A 17,323-nucleotide genomic window follows, 5' to 3' on the forward strand; every position below is an offset into this window, starting at 1 on the left:
GGTGTCAGGGTCTTGCACGGGGGCGGACCCTAACACGGGCGTCCGGCGGATGGCGAGGTGTCAGAACGCGGCCCCGGCCTGCGCATCGGTGGTCCGACCGCCCTTGGCGCCGGGCCGCAGCCAGCCTTTCACCCGCTCCTTCACCCGACGCATCAGCGGCTGGCGCGCCTGCACCGCATAGTATTTGCGCACCGTCTCCAGGATTTCCCAGGTGCCGGTGAAGCCCATCGGCAGCACCAGCGCGTCGCCGGCCTTGTATTCCCGCGGGACCCCGCCCTCCGGCGTGATGATGACCCGGCCCGACAGCAGGACGCAGAACTCGTGGTACGGCCAGTCCTTCATGGCGACGAGGCCCGGCGTGCACTGCCACACCCCCGACCGGAAGCGGCTATAGTCGCCTTCGAAGATGTTGCGGTGAATCTCCAGCGGCTGGCCGGACAGGATGGCGCCGAAGACCGCCGGCTTGCCGACCTCGTCGTCGGCGATGCGGCGGCTGTCGATGGGAATGGGGGTGTGGTCGGGCATCGGCTCTCCCGGTTGGAGGGTGGAGGGTCGGTGCGCACAGGGCCACGGCCCGTCGGCGCCTCTGCGCAACACCTCACACCGCCAAAGGTTCCTTCAGGTGCGAAAAAACGGGGGTAAGAAAAATCAACCGCCCAGATTGACGATCTCCACCCGCCGGTTGGCCGCCGCTTTCGGCTGATCGGGCAGCAGCAGTTCCCGCGCGCCCATGCCCGATGCCTCCAGCCGGTCGCGGCGGATGTGGTGCTTGGACACCAGATATTCGACCACCGCCGCCGCCCGCTTCTTGGACAGGGCAAGGTTCGCCACGTCGCCGCCGACGGCGTCGGTGTGGCCGACGATGCGGAAGCGGGTGTTGCCGGCCGCCGCCATCACCGTTGCCACCTTGTCGAGGATCGCCCGCGATTCCGGCCGGATGCGGGCGGAGTTGAAATCGAACTCCACCCGGAAGGCGGCGCGCAGCTCCGGCGCCGGCATCGCCGTCGGCCCGGGCAAAGGCGGCACCGTCACCGGCGCCGGCCGCCCGGTCGGCGGTGAAGCCGGGGGAGTGGCCGGCGGCGGGGCGGCGGGGCGCTGCATCGCCACCGGCGGGCAATTGGGGCCGGTGGTGCCGAGCAGCGCCGCCTGAATCTCGCACTCGCTGGGATTCGGCCCCATCGGCATCGCCGGGTTCGGCAACCCCTGGGCGACCGCCCCGACCGGCAGGACCAGCCAGACGCAAGCTCCGAACAGCAGGCCGAGCCGCATGGCCGCATTGTTCGGACTGCGGACGGTCGTGTCAAATTGCTCGTGGAACAGTCCTGCGTGCATCTGTACGATCCCGGTCCGTATCTTTCGTATAGGGCGCTTGGGAGGAAACAAGCATGAAATCGCTGAAGGCTCTGCTCGCCGGCATCGCGCTGGCCGCGCTGACGGTTCCGGCCTTGGTTGCCGGTGCGGCGAACGCTGCCGACTACAAGGCGGAGTACAAGCTTTCCACCGTTCTGGGCAAGCCCTTCCCCTGGGGTGTCGGCGGTGACCGCTGGGCCGAACTGGTCAAGGAGAAGACCGGCGGCCGCATCAACATCAAGATGTATCCCGGCACCTCGCTGGTGAACGGCGACCAGACGAAGGAATTCACCGCGCTCCGCCAGGGCACCATCGACATGGCGGTCGGCTCCACCATCAACTGGTCGCCGCAGGTGAAGGAGCTGAACCTCTTCTCCCTGCCCTTCCTGATGCCCGACCACAAGGCGCTGGACGCCCTGACCCAGGGCGAGGTGGGCAAGACGCTGTTCGACCTGCTCGCCACCAAGGACGTGGTGCCGCTGGCCTGGGGCGAGAACGGCTTCCGCGAGATCTCCAACTCCAAGCACCCGATCCGCAAGCCGGCCGACCTGAAGGGGATGAAGATCCGCGTTGTCGGCTCGCCGCTCTATCTCGACACCTTCACCGCGCTGGGCGCCAACCCGACGCAGATGAGCTGGGCCGACGCGCAGCCGGCGCTGTCCACCGGCGCCGTCGATGGGCAGGAGAACCCGCTGGCCATCTTCGTCGCCGCCAAGCTCGCCACGCTGGGGCAGAAGAACCTGACCCTGTGGGGCTATGTCGCCGACCCGCTGATCTTCGTCGTCAACAAGGACGTCTGGGCCAGCTGGTCGAAGGAAGACCAGGAGGCGGTGCGCGCCGCCGCCGTGCAGGCCGCGGCGGAAGAGGTGGCACTCTCCCGCAAGGGCATCACCGCCGAGGACGACAGCCTGCTGAAGGAGATCACCGCCCAGGGCGTCGAGGTGGTGCGCCTGACGCCGGAGGAGCAGAAGGCCTTCCAGACCGCCACCCAGCCGGTCTTCGACAAGTGGACCAAGCAGATCGGCCCCGATCTGGTGAAGGCGGCGCAATCCGCCATCGCCGCGCGGAAGTGATCCTCACCTTCGCTGGTGTACGGAATGACGGCGCCCTTCGGGGCGCCGTTTTTCGTGGCCGCGAAGCACTTGCTTGTGATGCGTGTCCGCACGGATTGCGCTACAACTCACTCAACTTGCCGGAAGGTTTGCGGAGCGGGCGCCTATGACGTCGGAGATGCTGCTGGCGCTGTTCTGCATCGGCGCCACTCTGTTGTTCCTGGGCATCCGCCGTGCCTTGATCCTGCGGGCCGACCGGCAGATCCGCCGCTGCGGCGCCACCCTGGCCGCCGAACGCGATTCCCTGGAAGGCCAGACCAACGAGCTTGAAGCCATGCAGGCAGAGATCGGGGCGATGAAGGCGAAGCTGGTCGAGCTGTCGACCGAAAAACTGATCCTCAACCGCCGCGGCGGCAAGCGCGCCGCCACCACGCGCCGCTTCATCCACGGGATCGGCCGGCCGGAACCAGGACGCAACCGCTTCGTCTTCCGGCTGGCGATGGCGTCCGGCTTCACCGCCCGCCCTGATGCCAAGGCGGTGGTCCATCCCGCCATCTGGCGCTTCGAGAACGAGGCGCAGGTCTGGGCCGGCGATTTCGCCGCGGCCCAGATGCTGGCCCGCAACATCTTCCACGACGGGGTGGGCGTGACCGTTTCCAGCCAGGGTGCGCACGAAGAGGCCGCTGCTGGAGCCGTCGCGCCATGACCGTCGTTTGGCTGCTGGGGGCGGTGACCAGCCTTGGCGTCGGCATGCTGGGCGAACGGATCCTCGGCATCCGCGCCCGCCGGCAGTCGGAGAAGCTCGCTGCGCTGAAGGAGCGGCTGGACGTCTACGCCAATTACGCCAAGCTCGCCGCCGTCCGCCGGGTGGAGGCGGAGGAAACGCTGGCCGGCCTGCGCCACGAAGTGGCGGAGGTCGAGGGCGAGATCCTGTCCCTGCAGTCCGCCATAACCGACGATTCCGCCCTGGCGCCGATGGAGTTCCATTGCGTCGACCGCGTCGCCCGGTCCGGCGGGCCGCTGTGGTATGTCGCGGTGGAGGCGCTGGATGCCAACGCCCCTTGGACGGGCGTCCGCACCTACGCCGTCGCCGCCGAGAGTGCGGAGGACGCGCGCAAACGGATCGCCGAACGCCACCCCTCCCCCGCCGCCTTCGCCATCTCCCCCGCCGCCCCGCTGGTGCTGCCGGAGGGCTGAGGGCATTCGCGGTTTGGGGAGTCGTCGGCTGGCGATTGCCCCCTCCCCAACCCTCCCCCGCTAACGCGGGAGAGGGAGTTAAGCGCGAGAGCGGTGGAGTTCCCTCTCCCACCGAAGGTGGGGGAGGGTTAGAGAGGGGGCAAAAAGCCAACAACTCCAATAGAAAAAGGGGCGCCCCACCAGAGCGCCCCCCTTCCCATCAACCTACCGCCGATCAACCGTTGTTCATGCGGTTGTCGATCAGGTCGGTCACGACACCCGGATCGGCGAGCGTCGAGGTGTCGCCCAGGCTGTCATGCTCGTTCGCGGCGATCTTGCGCAGAATGCGGCGCATGATCTTGCCGGAGCGGGTCTTCGGCAGGCCGGGGGCCCACTGGATCAGGTCGGGCGAGGCGATCGGGCCGATCTCCTTGCGGACCCAGGCGACCAGTTCCTTGCGCAGCTCTTCCGTCGGGGTCTCGCCGGCGTTCAGGGTGACGTAGGCGTAGATGCCCTGGCCCTTCAGGTCGTGCGGATAGCCGACGACCGCGGCCTCGGCGACCTTCGGGTGGGCGACCAGGGCGCTTTCGACCTCGGCGGTGCCCATGCGGTGGCCGGAGACGTTGATGACGTCGTCGACGCGGCCGGTGATCCAGTAATAGCCGTCGGCGTCGCGGCGGCAGCCGTCACCGGTGAAGTACTTGCCCGGGAAGGTCGAGAAGTAGGTCTGGACGAAGCGTTCGTGGTCGCCGTAGACCGTGCGCATCATGCCCGGCCACGCATCGGCGATGCAGAGGTTGCCCTCGGTCTCGCCTTCCAGGATCTGGCCTTCGTTGTCGACGACGACCGGCTGGACGCCGAAGAACGGCTTGGTCGCCGAACCCGGCTTCTGGCCGATGGCGCCGACCAGCGGGGTGATCAGGATGCCGCCGGTCTCCGTCTGCCACCAGGTGTCGACGATCGGGCAGCGGGCGTCGCCAACCACATTGTAGTACCACAGCCACGCTTCCGGATTGATCGGCTCGCCGACCGAACCCAGCACGCGGAGCGAGGCGCGCGAGGTCTTCTTGACCGGGCCCTCACCTTCGCGCATCAGCGAGCGGATGGCGGTCGGCGCGGTGTAGAAGATGTTGACCTTGTGCTTGTCGATGACCTGCCAGAAGCGCGAGACGTCCGGATAGGTCGGCACGCCTTCGAACATCAGCGTGGTCGCGCCATTGGCGAGCGGGCCATAGACGATGTAGCTGTGGCCGGTGACCCAACCCACGTCGGCCGTGCACCAGTAAACCTCGCCGTCCTTATAGTCGAAGACATACTGGTGGGTCATCGACGCATAGACGAGATAGCCGCCGGTGGTGTGGAGCACGCCCTTCGGCTTGCCGGTCGACCCGGAGGTGTAGAGGATGAACAGCGGATCCTCGGCGCTCATCTCTTCCGGCGGGCAGTCGGCGGAGACGCTGTCCATCTCCTCGTGGTACCAGAGGTCGCGGCCCTCGGTCCAGGCGACGTCGCCGCCGGTGTGCTTGACGACCAGCACATGCTTGACCATCGGCGCGCCGGCCACCGCCTTGTCGGCGTTGGCCTTCAGCGGCACCTTGCGGCCGCCGCGCAGGCCCTCGTCGGAGGTGATGACGAAGTGGCTGTCGCAGTCGACGATGCGGTCCTTCAGGCTGTCGGGCGAGAAGCCGCCGAAGACGATGGAGTGAATGGCGCCGATGCGGGTGCAGGCCAGCATCGCATAGGCGGCCTCCGGGATCATCGGCAGGTAGATGGTGACGCGGTCGCCCTTCTTGACGCCGTTCTTCTTCAGAACGTTGGCGAGGCGCGAGACCTTCTCGTGCAGCTCCTTATAGGTGATGGCCTTGGAAACGCCGGGGTCGTCGCCTTCGAACAGGATCGCGGTCTGGTCGCCGCGGGTCGCCAGATGACGGTCGATGCAGTTGGCGGAAACGTTCAGCGTGCCGTCGTGGAACCAGCGGATGTGGACGTCGTCGTTGAAGTTGACATCCTTCACCTTGCTGTAGGGCTTGATCCAGTCGAGCCGCTTGCCCTGCTCGCCCCAGAATGCCTCGGGGTCCTTGACCGACTGCTCGTACATGCGGGCATAGGCTTCCGCATTCACGTGGGCGGTCGCCGCGATCTCGGGCTTCACCGGAAAGAAGCTGTTGTCGGTCATGAGTGCGATTCCCCCGTGGTGCTTCCGAATTGGCCGGAAGATGTTGCAGGGCGGCGGGCCGCCGCCCGGAATTGAGCGGCATTATCCACACAAGTTGCGGGACGAACAAGCAAATCGGCCCCCGCAGGCCCCCCGACCAAAGGAGGATTGTGTCGCTGATTTTGCAGCGCGAGACTGTTTCTTCCTCAAGCATACCAAGGCACGCAGGTTTCGGCGCCGTTCGGGTCCGAATCATGGGCGACCGCGTGCCGCGACCATCCGCCGCGCCGCGGTGCAGCATGCGCCGTGTCGGCCCTGTAACGAACAGTCCCTTGCTTAACCCGACCTTAACCGACTGACAGCTATAGAGTTGCTGCATCACGGTAACGATCATCGGCGGCAAGGATCGCAATGGCCAGCACCACCAACGCGGACGATCTTCCCGAAGCGGGCGACACCGCCGGCCGCCTGACCGGTCTGGCCGACCGCACCAGCCTGACGGCCATCGACGCCACGCTGCACGCCCTGGGCGCGCCCCTCACCGCCACCTCCGCCGCCGGGATGGCCGACATCGCCCGGCGCATGCTGCAGGCGACCAACGACTTCCGCGCGGCGATGCAGGACGCGGCGGAGTAGCAGTTGTTTCGATTGAGTGGGGAGCGTGTCGGCGTTTGCCCCCTCCCCGACCCTCCCCCGCTAAGGCGGGAGAGGGTGCCTTCTGCGAAGCGGCGGTAGTCCCCTCCACCGCACAAAGGCGGGGGAGGGTCGGGGAGGGGGCATGCGGCAGCACCCCCTCAAGCCGGCACTCCGACCCCCGCCAGATCGCACACGCGGGCCCATTCCTCCTCGCTGACCGGGCAGACCGACAGGCGGGACTGGCGGACCAGGGCCATCGACTGCAGCAGCGGGTCGGCCTTGATCTGCTTCAGCGTGACGGGCGTCTTCACCGGCATCACCGGGGCGACGTCGACCATGCCGAAGCGGCCGGACTCGTCGCTGGGATCCGGATAATAGGTGCGGACGATCTCGACGATGCCGACGATCTCCAGCCCTTCGTTGGAGTGATAGAAGAAGGCGCGGTCGCCCACCTCCATCGCCTTCAGATTGTTGGACGCCTGGTAATTGCGCACCCCGTCCCAATGGGTCCGGCCGTCGGCGACCATGCGGTCCCAGGAATATTTGAACGGCTCGGATTTCACCAGCCAGTAGGCCATCGCCGGCGCTCTCCCGCTCAGGCCTTGGGGTAGACGCGGCGCCAGGGCCGGATCGTCACGCTGTCGAACAGGCCGGCCTTGGCATAGGGGTCGCTGGCGGCGAAGGCTTGCGCGGCGGCGGCATCGGCGCACTCGACGATCAGCAGGCTGCCGACCATGCCGCTCTGGTCGTCCGACAGCAGCGGGCCGGCGACGAAGATGCGGTCGGCGTTGGCCTCCAGATAGGCCAGATGCTCGGCACGGTTGGCGGCGCGGATATCGGCGGCACCCGCCTTGTCGACGCAATGGAACATGAACAGCATGCGGCTCGCTCCTTCATACGGTGGAGCGGGAGCCTAGCGCAGGGAACGGCAGCGGGAAAGCGCCGGCTGATGCCGACCGTTCACACCACCACGCGCGGACGCCGGGGCGGTGCCTTGCCGCCTTTGCAGGGGGAATAGCCGCCGGGGGCGATGCGGCCCGGATTGATCCCCGTGCGGGAAATCTCGCCGAAGCCGCGCAGCCCCATCTCCGCCGCGGCAGCCAGCGCAATGCGGCCGCAGGCCTCGGCGTCGCTGCCGGCATGGTGGTGGTCCAGCGCGATCCCCAGGAAGTCGGCCAGATGGTTCAGCCGGTGCGCGGTCAGCGTCGGCCAGGCGCGCCGCGCCATCACGACGGTGCAGAGATAGTCGCAGGCCGGCCAGTCCAGACCATAGTCGGTCAGGGTGTGGCGCAGCACGCTGATGTCGAAGGCGGCATTGTGGGCCAGGATCAGCCGGCCCTGCACCCGCTCGCGCAAGGTCGCCCACACCTCCGGGAATTCCGGGGCGTCGGCGACGTCCTCCTCCCGGATGCCGTGGATGGCGCTGTTGAAGGAGTTGAAGCGCATCTCGCGCGGGCGGATCAGATGCTCCTCCGTCCTGGTCACGCGCCCGTCCTCGATCCAGGCGACGCCGATGGAGCAGGCGCTGGTGCGGGTCTCGTTGGCGGTTTCGAAATCGATGGCGACGGCGTGGCCGGAAATGACGGTCATTGAGATCCGATAAGCAAGCAGGTCACAGGCGCAGAATGCTTGCGAGATCCTCGGGCAGCCCGTCTTCCGCCGCCAGGACCCGCAGTTTCAGCAGGCTGGCGACCGCCATGGCGTCGGTGATGGCGCCGTCCAGCACCATGTCGATCACCTCGGCGAAAGGCAGGCGGCGCACCGCCAGAACCTCGGTCTCGTCGGGAGCGGACTCGCCCTGCTCCAGGCCCCAGGCGACGAAAGTATAAGCCACCTCGTCGGTGATGCAGTTGGACAGATGCAGCTTCATCAACGGCATCCAGCGCCGCGCCGTCAGGCCGGTCTCCTCGCGCAGTTCGCGCGCCGCGGATTCCTGCGGCTCCAAACCCTTGCGCCCGCCGCCCTCGGGGATTTCCCAGCTGTATTGCTTCAACGGGAAGCGGTACTGGCCGACCAGCGTCACCGTCCCGTCGTCGTGGATCGGCACGACGCCGGTGGCGATGCTGCGGGGATGGACGACGCCGTAGATTCCCGGGGCGCCCTTCGGGGTCAGAACCTTGTGTTCGACCACCTCCATCCAGGCGTTTTCGTATTTCGTCGTGCTGGTCAGCACGGTCCAGGGATTGCCGGTGGACTCACCGGATTCGATCGGCACGCGAAGCCCCCTCCGTCGGTTGCGGCCGGAGTATAGTGAGACAGCCCCTCTGCCGCAATGCCCGCACACAGCAGGCCTACAGACAAAAACCCGTAAAATTTTCCAACAATTGAGGAAAACGAAGTCGAAATCGTTAAATAATGGTTTCTTGACAGACAAATGCGTCGCACCTACTTCTAAATCACAGCGTCGAATGCCTATGTCACACCCCACAAGGGTTGGATTGATGTTCCGCCCAACGACCTGGAAAGGGCAGATGCGTGGTTCCGCAGATCAGTCCGCAGGATTTGGAGCGGTGGCGTAACCCCGATTGGCGCATCCGTTTGGCCGCCTGGTGGGAGGGTTATGACCTGTCTCGGCTGCCCCGCGTTTCGCACCGGGCTGACCTGTGTAACTTGGCGGAGCGGCGTCATCCCGGACCAGTGGAGGCGGTCGGCAGCGCCATCCTGCCTGCGGCATCGTCCGGCCCGGCGGCGGTCGACGGCAATCCGGAGCTGGACCGGCTGGCGCTGATGCAACTCGACCGTCACGGCGAACCCGTCTGGTCGCCGGCGCGCAGCGAGGGGGCGCAGCTTCTGTGGGGCCAGGACATGATCGGGCCGGAAGAGGCGGCGTGGATGGTCGACTCCGTCCGCTCCTTCGGGCTCAACCCTGCCAAAAGCGTGCTGGACCTGTCGGCCGGCCTCGGCGGCACCGCCCGCGCGCTCGTTGAGAGTTGCGACACCTGGGTTACCGGGCTGGAGCCGTCGCCGCTGCTGGCGAAGCTGGCGATGGACCGGTCGAAGGCGCTGGGCCTGTCGAAGAAGGCGCCGGTCGCCCACTACGACCCGGAGCATTTCAACCAGGCCGGCAGCTTCGACCTCGTGATGGCCGACCGCATCGTCCACCGGCTGCGCGACAAGGAGCTGTTCCTGGACCGCGTCAGCGACTGCGTGAAGCCCAAGGGCGGCATCGCCCTGTTCGATTACGTGATCGACGGCACTCCCGGTTCCTGGGACGCCTGGAACAGCTGGCGGGAGGAGGAGCCGATGGAGGTCTATCCATGGACCGCCACCCGCATGGCCGACGAGCTGACCCAGCGCAACCTCGACCTCCGTATTTCGGAGGACCTGACCCAGCTGCACCGCCGCCACATCATCGACCGGGTGCGGACGCTGGCCGACACGCTGGCGAACGCCGTACCCCCGCCGGCGCCGGTGCTGGCGGCGCTGAAGCGGGAGCTTGCGCTGTGGTGGGCTCGGCTGCGCGTGCTGGGCAGCGGCCTGCGCTTCGTCCGCTATGTGGCGATGAAGCCGGCGTGATGCGCTCAATGTTCATATGAGTAAAGAACGAGTCCGCAGAGACGTCATAGGATGATGGATGGGGACAGCCCCGTCGCCGCCCGTCAGGGAGCTGACGGCATGCCATCCGTCAACCACGCCCATGCTGGCGCTTTCTTGGAGTCATGCGTTTGATCTGCCGGGGCTTCACCCTACATCTTGCCTGCATGATGTAGGGGCGCCCGCGCGGCTGCCCCAGTCTTTCGGACGAACTTTAGGGTCATTTGACCGATCGTCCTTTGGACCGTCATCACCTGGACCGTAACCGAAGCGCTCTCCCAAGCGCCGACCAAGGCGCACGCCCGACCCAAACGCCAAGGAGGCTTCCCGTGACCACCTTCACCGGTCAGGATTCGCTCAAGACCCGCCGCTCCCTCACCGCCGGCGGCAAGAGCTACGACTATTTCAGCCTGAAGGCCGCCGAACAGGCGGGTCTCGGCGATCTGTCGCGGCTGCCGTTCTCCATGAAGGTGCTGCTGGAAAACCTGCTGCGGTTCGAGGACGGGCGCACCGTCTCCGTCGACGACGTGAAGGCGGTGGCCCAATGGCTGGTCGACAAGCGGTCCGATCGTGAAATCGCCTATCGCCCGGCGCGCGTGCTGATGCAGGACTTCACCGGCGTGCCGGCGGTCTGCGATCTGGCGGCGATGCGCGAGGCGATGGCGTCGCTGGGCGGCGACCCGACGAGGATCAACCCGCTGGTACCGGTCGACCTCGTCATCGACCACTCGGTGATGGTCGACTATTTCGGCGGCAACGACGCCTTCCAGAAGAACGTCGACCTGGAGTTCGAGCGCAACCTGGAACGCTACGCCTTCCTGCGCTGGGGCCAGAAGGCCTTCGACAATTTCCGCGTCGTGCCGCCGGGCACCGGCATCTGCCATCAGGTCAACACCGAGTATCTGGCGCAGGTGGTGTGGGCCGACAACGACCCGTCGGGCAAGCCGGTCGCCTATCCCGACACGCTGGTCGGTACCGACAGCCACACCACCATGGTCAACGGCCTGTCCGTGCTGGGCTGGGGCGTCGGCGGCATCGAGGCGGAGGCCGCGATGCTGGGCCAGCCGATCTCCATGCTGATCCCCGAGGTTGTCGGCTTCAAGCTGACCGGCCGGATGAAGGAGGGCATGACCGCCACCGACCTCGTGCTGACCGTCACCCAGATGCTGCGCAAGAAGGGCGTGGTCGGCAAGTTCGTGGAGTTCTTCGGTCCGGGGCTGGACAGCATGACGCTGCCCGACCGCGCCACCATCGGCAACATGGCGCCGGAATATGGCGCCACCTGTGGCATCTTCCCGATCGACGCCGAGACCATCCGCTACCTGACCTTCACCGGCCGCGACCCCGACCGCGTGGCGCTGGTCGAGGCCTATGCCAAGGCCCAGGGCATGTGGCGCGAGCCGGGCAGCCCCGACCCGGTCTTCACCGAGGTGCTGGAACTGGACATGGCCACGGTGGAGCCGTCGCTGGCCGGCCCCAAGCGTCCGCAGGACCGCGTCGCCCTGTCGGGTATCGCCCAGGGCTTCGCCAAGGACATGACCGACGCCTACAAGGCCGACGATCCCAAGAAGGCGGTTCCGGTGAAGGGCACCGACTACAGCCTGGAACAGGGTGCCGTCGTCATCGCCGCCATCACCTCCTGCACCAACACCTCCAACCCGGCGGTGCTGGTCGCCGCCGGCCTGCTGGCCAAGAAGGCGGTGGAAAAGGGGCTGAAGCAGAAGCCGTGGGTCAAGACCTCGCTGGCGCCGGGATCGCAGGTGGTCACCGACTATCTCGCCAAGGCCGGGCTGCAGCCCTATCTGGACCGCATCGGCTTCAACATCGTGGGCTATGGCTGCACCACCTGCATCGGCAACTCCGGCCCGCTGCCGGAGCCGATCGCCGCGGCGGTGGAGGAAGGCAACCTCGTGGTCGGCGCCGTGTTGTCGGGCAACCGCAACTTCGAAGGCCGCGTCAACCCGCACACCCGCGCCAACTATCTGGCCTCGCCGCCGCTGTGCGTCGCCTATGCGCTGGCCGGCAACCTGAACATCGACCTGACCAAGGATCCCATCGGCACCGGCACCGAGGGCCCGGTCTATCTGAAGGACATCTGGCCGAGCAACCGCGAGGTGCAGGACGCCATCGACGCCTCGCTGACCGCCGAGATGTTCCGCAGCCGCTATTCCGACGTCTTCAAGGGTCCGGAACAGTGGCAGGCCATCGCCACGGCGGAGGGCCAGACCTACCAGTGGCAGGAGGGCTCCACCTACGTGAAGCTGCCGCCCTTCTTCAGCGGCCTGACCAAGACGCCGGACCCGGTGTCGGATGTGCGCGGCGCGCGGGCGCTGGCGGTGCTGGGCGATTCGATCACCACCGACCACATCTCCCCCGCCGGCTCGATCAAGAAGACGAGCCCGGCCGGCGAGTATCTGCTGAGCTATCAGGTCCGTCCGCAGGACTTCAACAGCTACGGCGCCCGCCGCGGCAACCATGAAGTCATGATGCGCGGCACCTTCGCCAACATCCGCATCCGCAACGAACTGATCCCCGGCGTCGAAGGCGGCGAGACCAAGCATTACCCGTCGGGCGAGCGGCTGCCGATCTACACCGCCGCCATGCGCTACGCCGACGAGGGCGTGCCGCTGGTGGTGGTCGCCGGCAAGGAATACGGCACGGGGTCGAGCCGCGACTGGGCGGCGAAGGGCACCCGCCTGTTGGGCATCCGCGCGGTGATCGCCGAGAGCTTCGAGCGCATCCACCGCTCCAACCTCGTCGGGATGGGCATTCTTCCCCTGCAGTTCAAGGACGGCGTCACCCGCGCCGACCTGAAGCTGGACGGGTCGGAGACCTTCGACATCGCCGGCATCGAACAGGATCTGCGCCCGCGCAAGGACGTCACCCTGACCCTGACCCGCGCCAGCGGCACTGTGGAGACCTACCCGCTGCTGCTGCGCATCGATACGCTGGACGAGGTGGAGTATTACAGGAATGGCGGCGTTCTGAACTTCGTGCTGCGGAATCTGGCGAAGTGATCGTGCATGCGCGGCATTTGCCATTTTATTCGTGAGCGAATGTCACACGGGCCGGAGTCTTGGTTGGGCGGCGCCTGTTCTCTTCTTCCTTGACGGGTGCCGCCTTGCCGAACTAGAAAATGTGAAGAGCGATCGGGAATTCCCGGTCGCTTCGCATTTCGGCCGAACGGCCATCACCAACCCGGCCCTGGATGCGGTTCCGACCTGCATCTGGGCGGTCAAACATGGGTTGATCGCACTATGCCCAACCTGCAGGACGTCATGGACAACCCGCAACTGCTCGCGGAATCCATTGAACGGATGATGAAGTATCGCGAGACCCGCGGCGAGGTGTGCCTGAACCACGGCATCCGGACGAGCGAAGAGCTTGACGCGCTGGTCAGCAAGGCCCCCAAGGACGACGATGTGGACGTGAACGCCTATCGGCGGCTGCTGGGGATTCCCACCGAATGATCGATGGCGATCCAGCGTTACCGGAGTTCTCCTTTTCCAACGATGTCTGGTCCAGGATCTTCTCCGAGTATGTAAGCTTCCTATGGAAGGCCTGCGGCGTTTTCGGTCTTTCGCAAAAGCACATCGAATACAGCGACCGTGAACTGGCGCTCGCCGTGAAGGAAGCGGAAATCGATATCCGTGCGATGCTTGCCCGGCGCTCCAAGTCTCGCGGCGTCAGTCACGGCAAGATCGCCGGAGTCCTCGCTTTCCGGCTGAGCCGCTTCAAGATCGTCCACTTCAAGGAAGAGGCCTGGGACAACAGCCACTTCCACCTCATTCAGGAATTGGCTGCGACGCTGCTGGTCCGCAAGCTGTTCGTGCAGCGCCATGTCCCGGAAGCGAACATCCTCGAACTGAGCTATCAGCTGTCGCGCCGCCACGCCAATCAGGAGACCGCCGGGCTGTTCTTCGACGCCTTCGTGGCGGAGGCCGGCTGACCAACCTCCGCCCTACCCTCACGCCGCCCCGGCGCTCGCCATCATGCGGCGCAGGTCGTTGGGGAAGACCGGCTTGTGCAGGATGCGGAAACCGCGGCGCTCGGCCTCCTCCTGCCGTTCGGTGCTGGTGTCGCCGGTCAAGATGATGCCGGGGATCGTCTGGCCCAGCATGGTCTGAACGGCACTCACCGCCTCCGGACCGGTGCGCCCTTGCTGGAGCTGGTAGTCGGCCAGCACGATCTGCGGGCAGCGGCCGTCGGCGCGCAGCCGTTCCAGCGCCTGATCGCCCGACTTGGCGGTCAGCACGTCATAGCCCCAACCCTCCAGGATCGCCTTGAGGCCGAGCAGGATGATCGCCTCGTCGTCGATCACCAGCACCATGCCCTTGGCCCCAGTGGCCCCGTTGGCGGCCGGGGCGGCTATCGTCGCCGCTCCCGCCTTCGCGGCCCCGCCGCCGCTCCGCCCGCCGCCGAAGGCGTTGGCGATGGCGCTGATCGCCTGCCCGCGGTCGTTGCCGGCGGCGTTGGCCGCGGCATCGTTGGCGACGGAGTGGCGCGCCAGCGTCGCCGCGGCGACGGCGGTGCCACCGGCCGGACGCGGCGTGCTCCGGGAGTTGCTCTTGGGAGTGCCAAGGATCACCCGCGGCAGCTCAACCGCGAAGGCCGAGCCCCGGCCCTCCCACGAGCGCACCGTCACCGGATGGCCGAGCAGGCGCGACAGGCGCTTGACGATGGCCAGCCCAAGGCCGAGGCCGCGTTCGCTGCGCTCGCCCAACTGGGTGAACTCCTCGAAAATGTCCTCCAGCCGGTCTGCGGGGATGCCGCTGCCGGTATCCCACACCTCCACCCGCATGCCGGACGGGGTGCGGCGGCAGCCCAGCAGCACCTTGCCCTTGGTGGTGTAGCGCAGCGCGTTCTCGACCAGATTGCGCAGGATGCGTTCCAGATGGGCCGGATCGGTGCGGACCCAGGCGCGGGTCGGCACGGCGCGCAGTTCCAGCCCCTTCTGGGCGGCGCGCGGTCCGTATTCGGCGACCAGCCGGCCGAGCAGCTGGTTCAGCCGCACCTCGACCGGGGTGGCGACGATCTTGCCGGATTCCAGCCGCGACATGTCCAGCAGACCGTCCAGCAGGGTCTTCAGCGTGTCCAGCCCCTGGCGGATGTTGTCGAGGATCGGCAGGGCCGGATTGCCCTGCAGCCGGTCGCTCAGCGCCGCGGTGAAGAGGTAGAGCGACTGCACCGGCTGGCGCAGGTCGTGGCTGGCGGCGGCGAGGAACTTCGACTTGCCCTCGTTGGCCTGATCCGCCTCCTCCCGCGCACGGCGCAGTTCGGCCTCGGCCTTCTTGCGGTCGGTGACCTCGACGGCGGCGCAGGTGACGCCCTCCACACGGCCGGAGGGGTCGCGCAGCGGATCGACGGTCAGGTCGAAGAAGCGGTCCTCGCCCTTGCAGCGGATGCGCACCTCTTCCCGAGCGCCAACACCGCTCTCCATAACGCGGCGCTTCAGCGCCATGATGCCGTCGGCATCCTCGCCATGGTCGGTCAGGTCGGTGTCGGTGCGGCCGATCAGCGCGTCGGGAGCGACGCCGAGCCACTCCGAATGCGCCCAGGTGTAGCGCAAATCCTGGTCCTGGTTGAACACCACCACGCCGGAATTGCGCAGGCCGGTGCGCACCCGCTCCTCGGCCACGCGCAGCGCCTCCTCGGTGCGCTTGCGCTCGGTGATGTCGATGCCCGTCGCGATCAGGTGGGTGACATGGCCGTCGGCGTCGACCATCGGGGTCAGGTTGACGTCCACCACCATCTCGCGCTGGGCCATCTCCCGCGATGCCGACTCCCGCCCCAGCGCCAGCCGCAGCCCGGCGTCGAAGCGGGAGGAGCGGCCGCCCGCCCCCAGCGCCAGCGCCTGCCGCAGCCGCTCGCGTCCGGCCTCGTCGAAGGACAGCCAGCAGATCTCGTCGAAGGGACGGCCGACGATGCGCGCGGCCGGCAGCCCGGCGGCATCGGCCGCGACGCGGTTGACCTGGGCCACCGCCCCGTCCGGCGTCAGCACGCCGACGAAAGCCGGCAGCGCGTCCAGCACGGCGCGGATGTGGCTCTCCGACTGGCGCAGCGCGGCTTCCCGCGCCTCCAGCCGGTCGGCCATCGTGTCGAAGGCGTGGCCGAGCTGGCCGATCTCCGACGAACGGTCGGACAGCTTGACGCGGGTGGTGGTCTTGCCCTCGCTCCAGTCGCGGGCGGCCGAGACCAGTGCGTCGACCGGACGGCGGATGAACAGGGTGCCGCCGATCCAGGCGGCGGCGGCGGCGACCAGGAAGCCGGACAGGGTCATCAGCAGTCCGTCGCGGGTGGCGCGGTCCACCACCCCCATGGCGGCACCGCGGTCGACGCCGACGCTGATGAACAGGTCGCGGATGCCGGCGGACGGCGGGGAGTAGGCGAGGATGCGCGACACGCCGTCCAGCCCGGGCAGCATGGCCACACCGGCCTCCCTGTCCGACAGCAGCGACAGATAGCCGTCCGGCAGCCGTTCGCCGGCGCGGCCCTGGGTGCCCGGCAGCTTCACCAGGATTGTGCCGGACCGGTCGGCGACGGTCAGGGTGGTGTTCTCCGGCATCGGGCGGGCGGCGAACATGGCGGCCAGCCGCGACACGTCGAGCGACAGGGCGACCACCCCGGCCCGCCGGCCTTCGGAATCGGCATAGGGAGCCGCGACCGGCAATTCCCCGCCGGTGTCGCCGGAATGGGTGATCGTCCATTCGCCGACGGAAAAGCGCCCCTGGGCCATCGCCCGGCGGAAATGCGGCTGGGCCGCCAGCGAGGCGCCGATGCGCGACGGATCGGCGCTGCACAGGATGCGGCCTTCGCCGTCGGTGACCGACAGGGTGCGGTAATCGGCGGAGCGGACGGCCAGCCGTTCCAGATAGGGCTGGCAGTTCTCGATCTCGCCCCGGCGCAGGAAGCGCGTCTCGGTGATTGCGGTGACCATCAGACGTGCGCTGTCGATGATGCGGAAATGCTCGCTTTCCACCTGACGCAGCAGCCGCTCGGCCTGAAGCGTGACATCGGCTTCGCGCTCCGCCCGCTGTTCGAGCACGCTGTAGATCTGGATCCCGATCGCCGGAAGCACCGCAAGCAGGACCAGGATGAAGAGGCGTGCCAGAAGGGTCATGGCGTAGACGAGGCTCCTCCGCGAAGCCGACCGGATGGAACACCAGATGCGCCACCGTGCCGCGTGTCTATCGCTAACGCACTTATGGTTAAGCGCCGGTTAATTTAGAGAACTGCAGCACAGCATAAACGGAAGGACATGAACGAAAGTCGGCAGATTTTCTCTAAAGTGCCGGTAATCGAGCGACATTAATATCTAAACTCCAAACATACCACCATCGGACGGCTATCGTCGAAAGGGGTATGCCCGCGTTTCTGCCCTGATTTCTCACCTGCGCGATGATCCGCAACTTCCCCCGCC

The 17,323-nt window shown here is 67.2% G+C and carries 16 protein-coding genes; 8 read left to right on the plus strand and 8 right to left on the minus strand.

What is annotated here, in order from left to right; all coding sequences use genetic code 11:
* Nucleotides 1-60: 60 nt before the first annotated feature.
* Both TSH20_RS26060 and TSH20_RS26065 read right to left on the minus strand, forming a co-directional pair.
* Entirely contained in the window at nt 61-525 is a 465-nt protein-coding gene (locus tag TSH20_RS26060) for a cupin domain-containing protein (protein ID WP_109154454.1), read from the minus strand.
* 123 nt (nt 526-648) lie between these two features.
* The gene (locus TSH20_RS26065; RefSeq protein WP_109156992.1) at nt 649-1,332 is read right to left on the minus strand and encodes an OmpA family protein; all 684 of its coding nucleotides are present in this window, start codon (nt 1,330-1,332) and stop codon (nt 649-651) included.
* Between the two features lie 53 nt (nt 1,333-1,385).
* Between TSH20_RS26065 and TSH20_RS26070 the strand changes: the two genes are divergently transcribed.
* From TSH20_RS26070 to TSH20_RS26080, 3 genes are all read left to right on the plus strand, one after another.
* Nucleotides 1,386-2,423 carry a DctP family TRAP transporter solute-binding subunit gene (locus TSH20_RS26070; protein WP_109156991.1) on the plus strand — a complete coding sequence of 346 codons (1,038 nt, stop codon included), beginning with the start codon at nt 1,386-1,388 and terminating at the stop codon, nt 2,421-2,423.
* A 145-nt stretch (nt 2,424-2,568) separates the two neighbouring features.
* Complete coding sequence (locus tag TSH20_RS26075) at nt 2,569-3,108, plus strand: hypothetical protein (protein WP_109156990.1); 540 nt, start codon at nt 2,569-2,571, stop codon at nt 3,106-3,108.
* Nucleotides 3,105-3,599, plus strand: a complete 495-nt coding sequence (locus tag TSH20_RS26080; RefSeq protein WP_109156989.1) for a hypothetical protein — start codon at nt 3,105-3,107, stop codon at nt 3,597-3,599. The genes TSH20_RS26075 and TSH20_RS26080 overlap by 4 nt, the downstream gene beginning before the upstream one ends.
* A 214-nt stretch (nt 3,600-3,813) precedes the next feature.
* Here the strand turns inward: TSH20_RS26080 and acs are convergent, their stop codons facing one another.
* The gene (acs, locus tag TSH20_RS26085; protein ID WP_109156988.1) at nt 3,814-5,754 is read right to left on the minus strand and encodes an acetate--CoA ligase; all 1,941 of its coding nucleotides are present in this window, start codon (nt 5,752-5,754) and stop codon (nt 3,814-3,816) included.
* Nucleotides 5,755-6,144: 390 nt separating this feature from the next.
* On the opposite strand from acs, the gene TSH20_RS35090 reads away from it, so the two are divergent.
* On the plus strand, nt 6,145-6,369 hold the full coding sequence (locus TSH20_RS35090; RefSeq protein ID WP_158282064.1) for a hypothetical protein: 225 nt from the start codon (nt 6,145-6,147) through the stop codon (nt 6,367-6,369).
* Between the two features lie 158 nt (nt 6,370-6,527).
* Here the strand turns inward: TSH20_RS35090 and TSH20_RS26095 are convergent, their stop codons facing one another.
* From TSH20_RS26095 to TSH20_RS26110, 4 genes are all read right to left on the minus strand, one after another.
* A complete protein-coding gene (locus TSH20_RS26095; RefSeq protein WP_085090178.1) occupies nt 6,528-6,947 on the minus strand; it encodes an EVE domain-containing protein in 420 nt (139 codons plus the stop codon).
* A gap of 17 nt (nt 6,948-6,964) precedes the next feature.
* A complete protein-coding gene (locus tag TSH20_RS26100) occupies nt 6,965-7,249 on the minus strand; it encodes a YciI family protein (protein WP_109156986.1) in 285 nt (94 codons plus the stop codon).
* A gap of 80 nt (nt 7,250-7,329) precedes the next feature.
* Nucleotides 7,330-7,959, minus strand: a complete 630-nt coding sequence (locus TSH20_RS26105; protein WP_109156985.1) for a 3'-5' exonuclease — start codon at nt 7,957-7,959, stop codon at nt 7,330-7,332.
* 22 nt (nt 7,960-7,981) lie between these two features.
* Nucleotides 7,982-8,584, minus strand: coding sequence for an NUDIX hydrolase (locus TSH20_RS26110; protein ID WP_109154464.1), 603 nt, complete (start codon nt 8,582-8,584; stop codon nt 7,982-7,984).
* Between the two features lie 395 nt (nt 8,585-8,979).
* Here TSH20_RS26110 and TSH20_RS26115 point away from each other — a divergent pair, with 395 nt between their 5' ends.
* The 4 genes from TSH20_RS26115 (at nt 8,980) to TSH20_RS26130 (ending at nt 13,852) form a co-directional block, all read left to right on the plus strand.
* Nucleotides 8,980-9,885 carry a class I SAM-dependent methyltransferase gene (locus tag TSH20_RS26115; protein ID WP_109156984.1) on the plus strand — a complete coding sequence of 302 codons (906 nt, stop codon included), beginning with the start codon at nt 8,980-8,982 and terminating at the stop codon, nt 9,883-9,885.
* Between the two features lie 347 nt (nt 9,886-10,232).
* The gene (gene acnA / locus TSH20_RS26120; RefSeq protein WP_109156983.1) at nt 10,233-12,920 is read left to right on the plus strand and encodes an aconitate hydratase AcnA; all 2,688 of its coding nucleotides are present in this window, start codon (nt 10,233-10,235) and stop codon (nt 12,918-12,920) included.
* A 240-nt stretch (nt 12,921-13,160) separates the two neighbouring features.
* Nucleotides 13,161-13,373, plus strand: coding sequence for a hypothetical protein (locus TSH20_RS26125; RefSeq protein WP_109156982.1), 213 nt, complete (start codon nt 13,161-13,163; stop codon nt 13,371-13,373).
* Nucleotides 13,370-13,852: a hypothetical protein gene (locus TSH20_RS26130; RefSeq protein ID WP_109156981.1), complete on the plus strand. Its 483-nt coding sequence runs from the start codon at nt 13,370-13,372 to the stop codon at nt 13,850-13,852. Before TSH20_RS26125 ends, TSH20_RS26130 begins: the two co-directional genes overlap by 4 nt.
* 18 nt (nt 13,853-13,870) lie before the next feature.
* On the opposite strand, the gene TSH20_RS26135 is transcribed toward TSH20_RS26130, so the two are convergent.
* A complete protein-coding gene (locus TSH20_RS26135) occupies nt 13,871-17,023 on the minus strand; it encodes a PAS domain-containing protein (RefSeq protein WP_109156980.1) in 3,153 nt (1,050 codons plus the stop codon).
* Between the last annotated feature and the right edge of the window lie 300 nt (nt 17,024-17,323).

It is taken from the genome of Azospirillum sp. TSH20 (assembly GCF_003115935.1).
GTDB lineage: Bacteria > Pseudomonadota > Alphaproteobacteria > Azospirillales > Azospirillaceae > Azospirillum.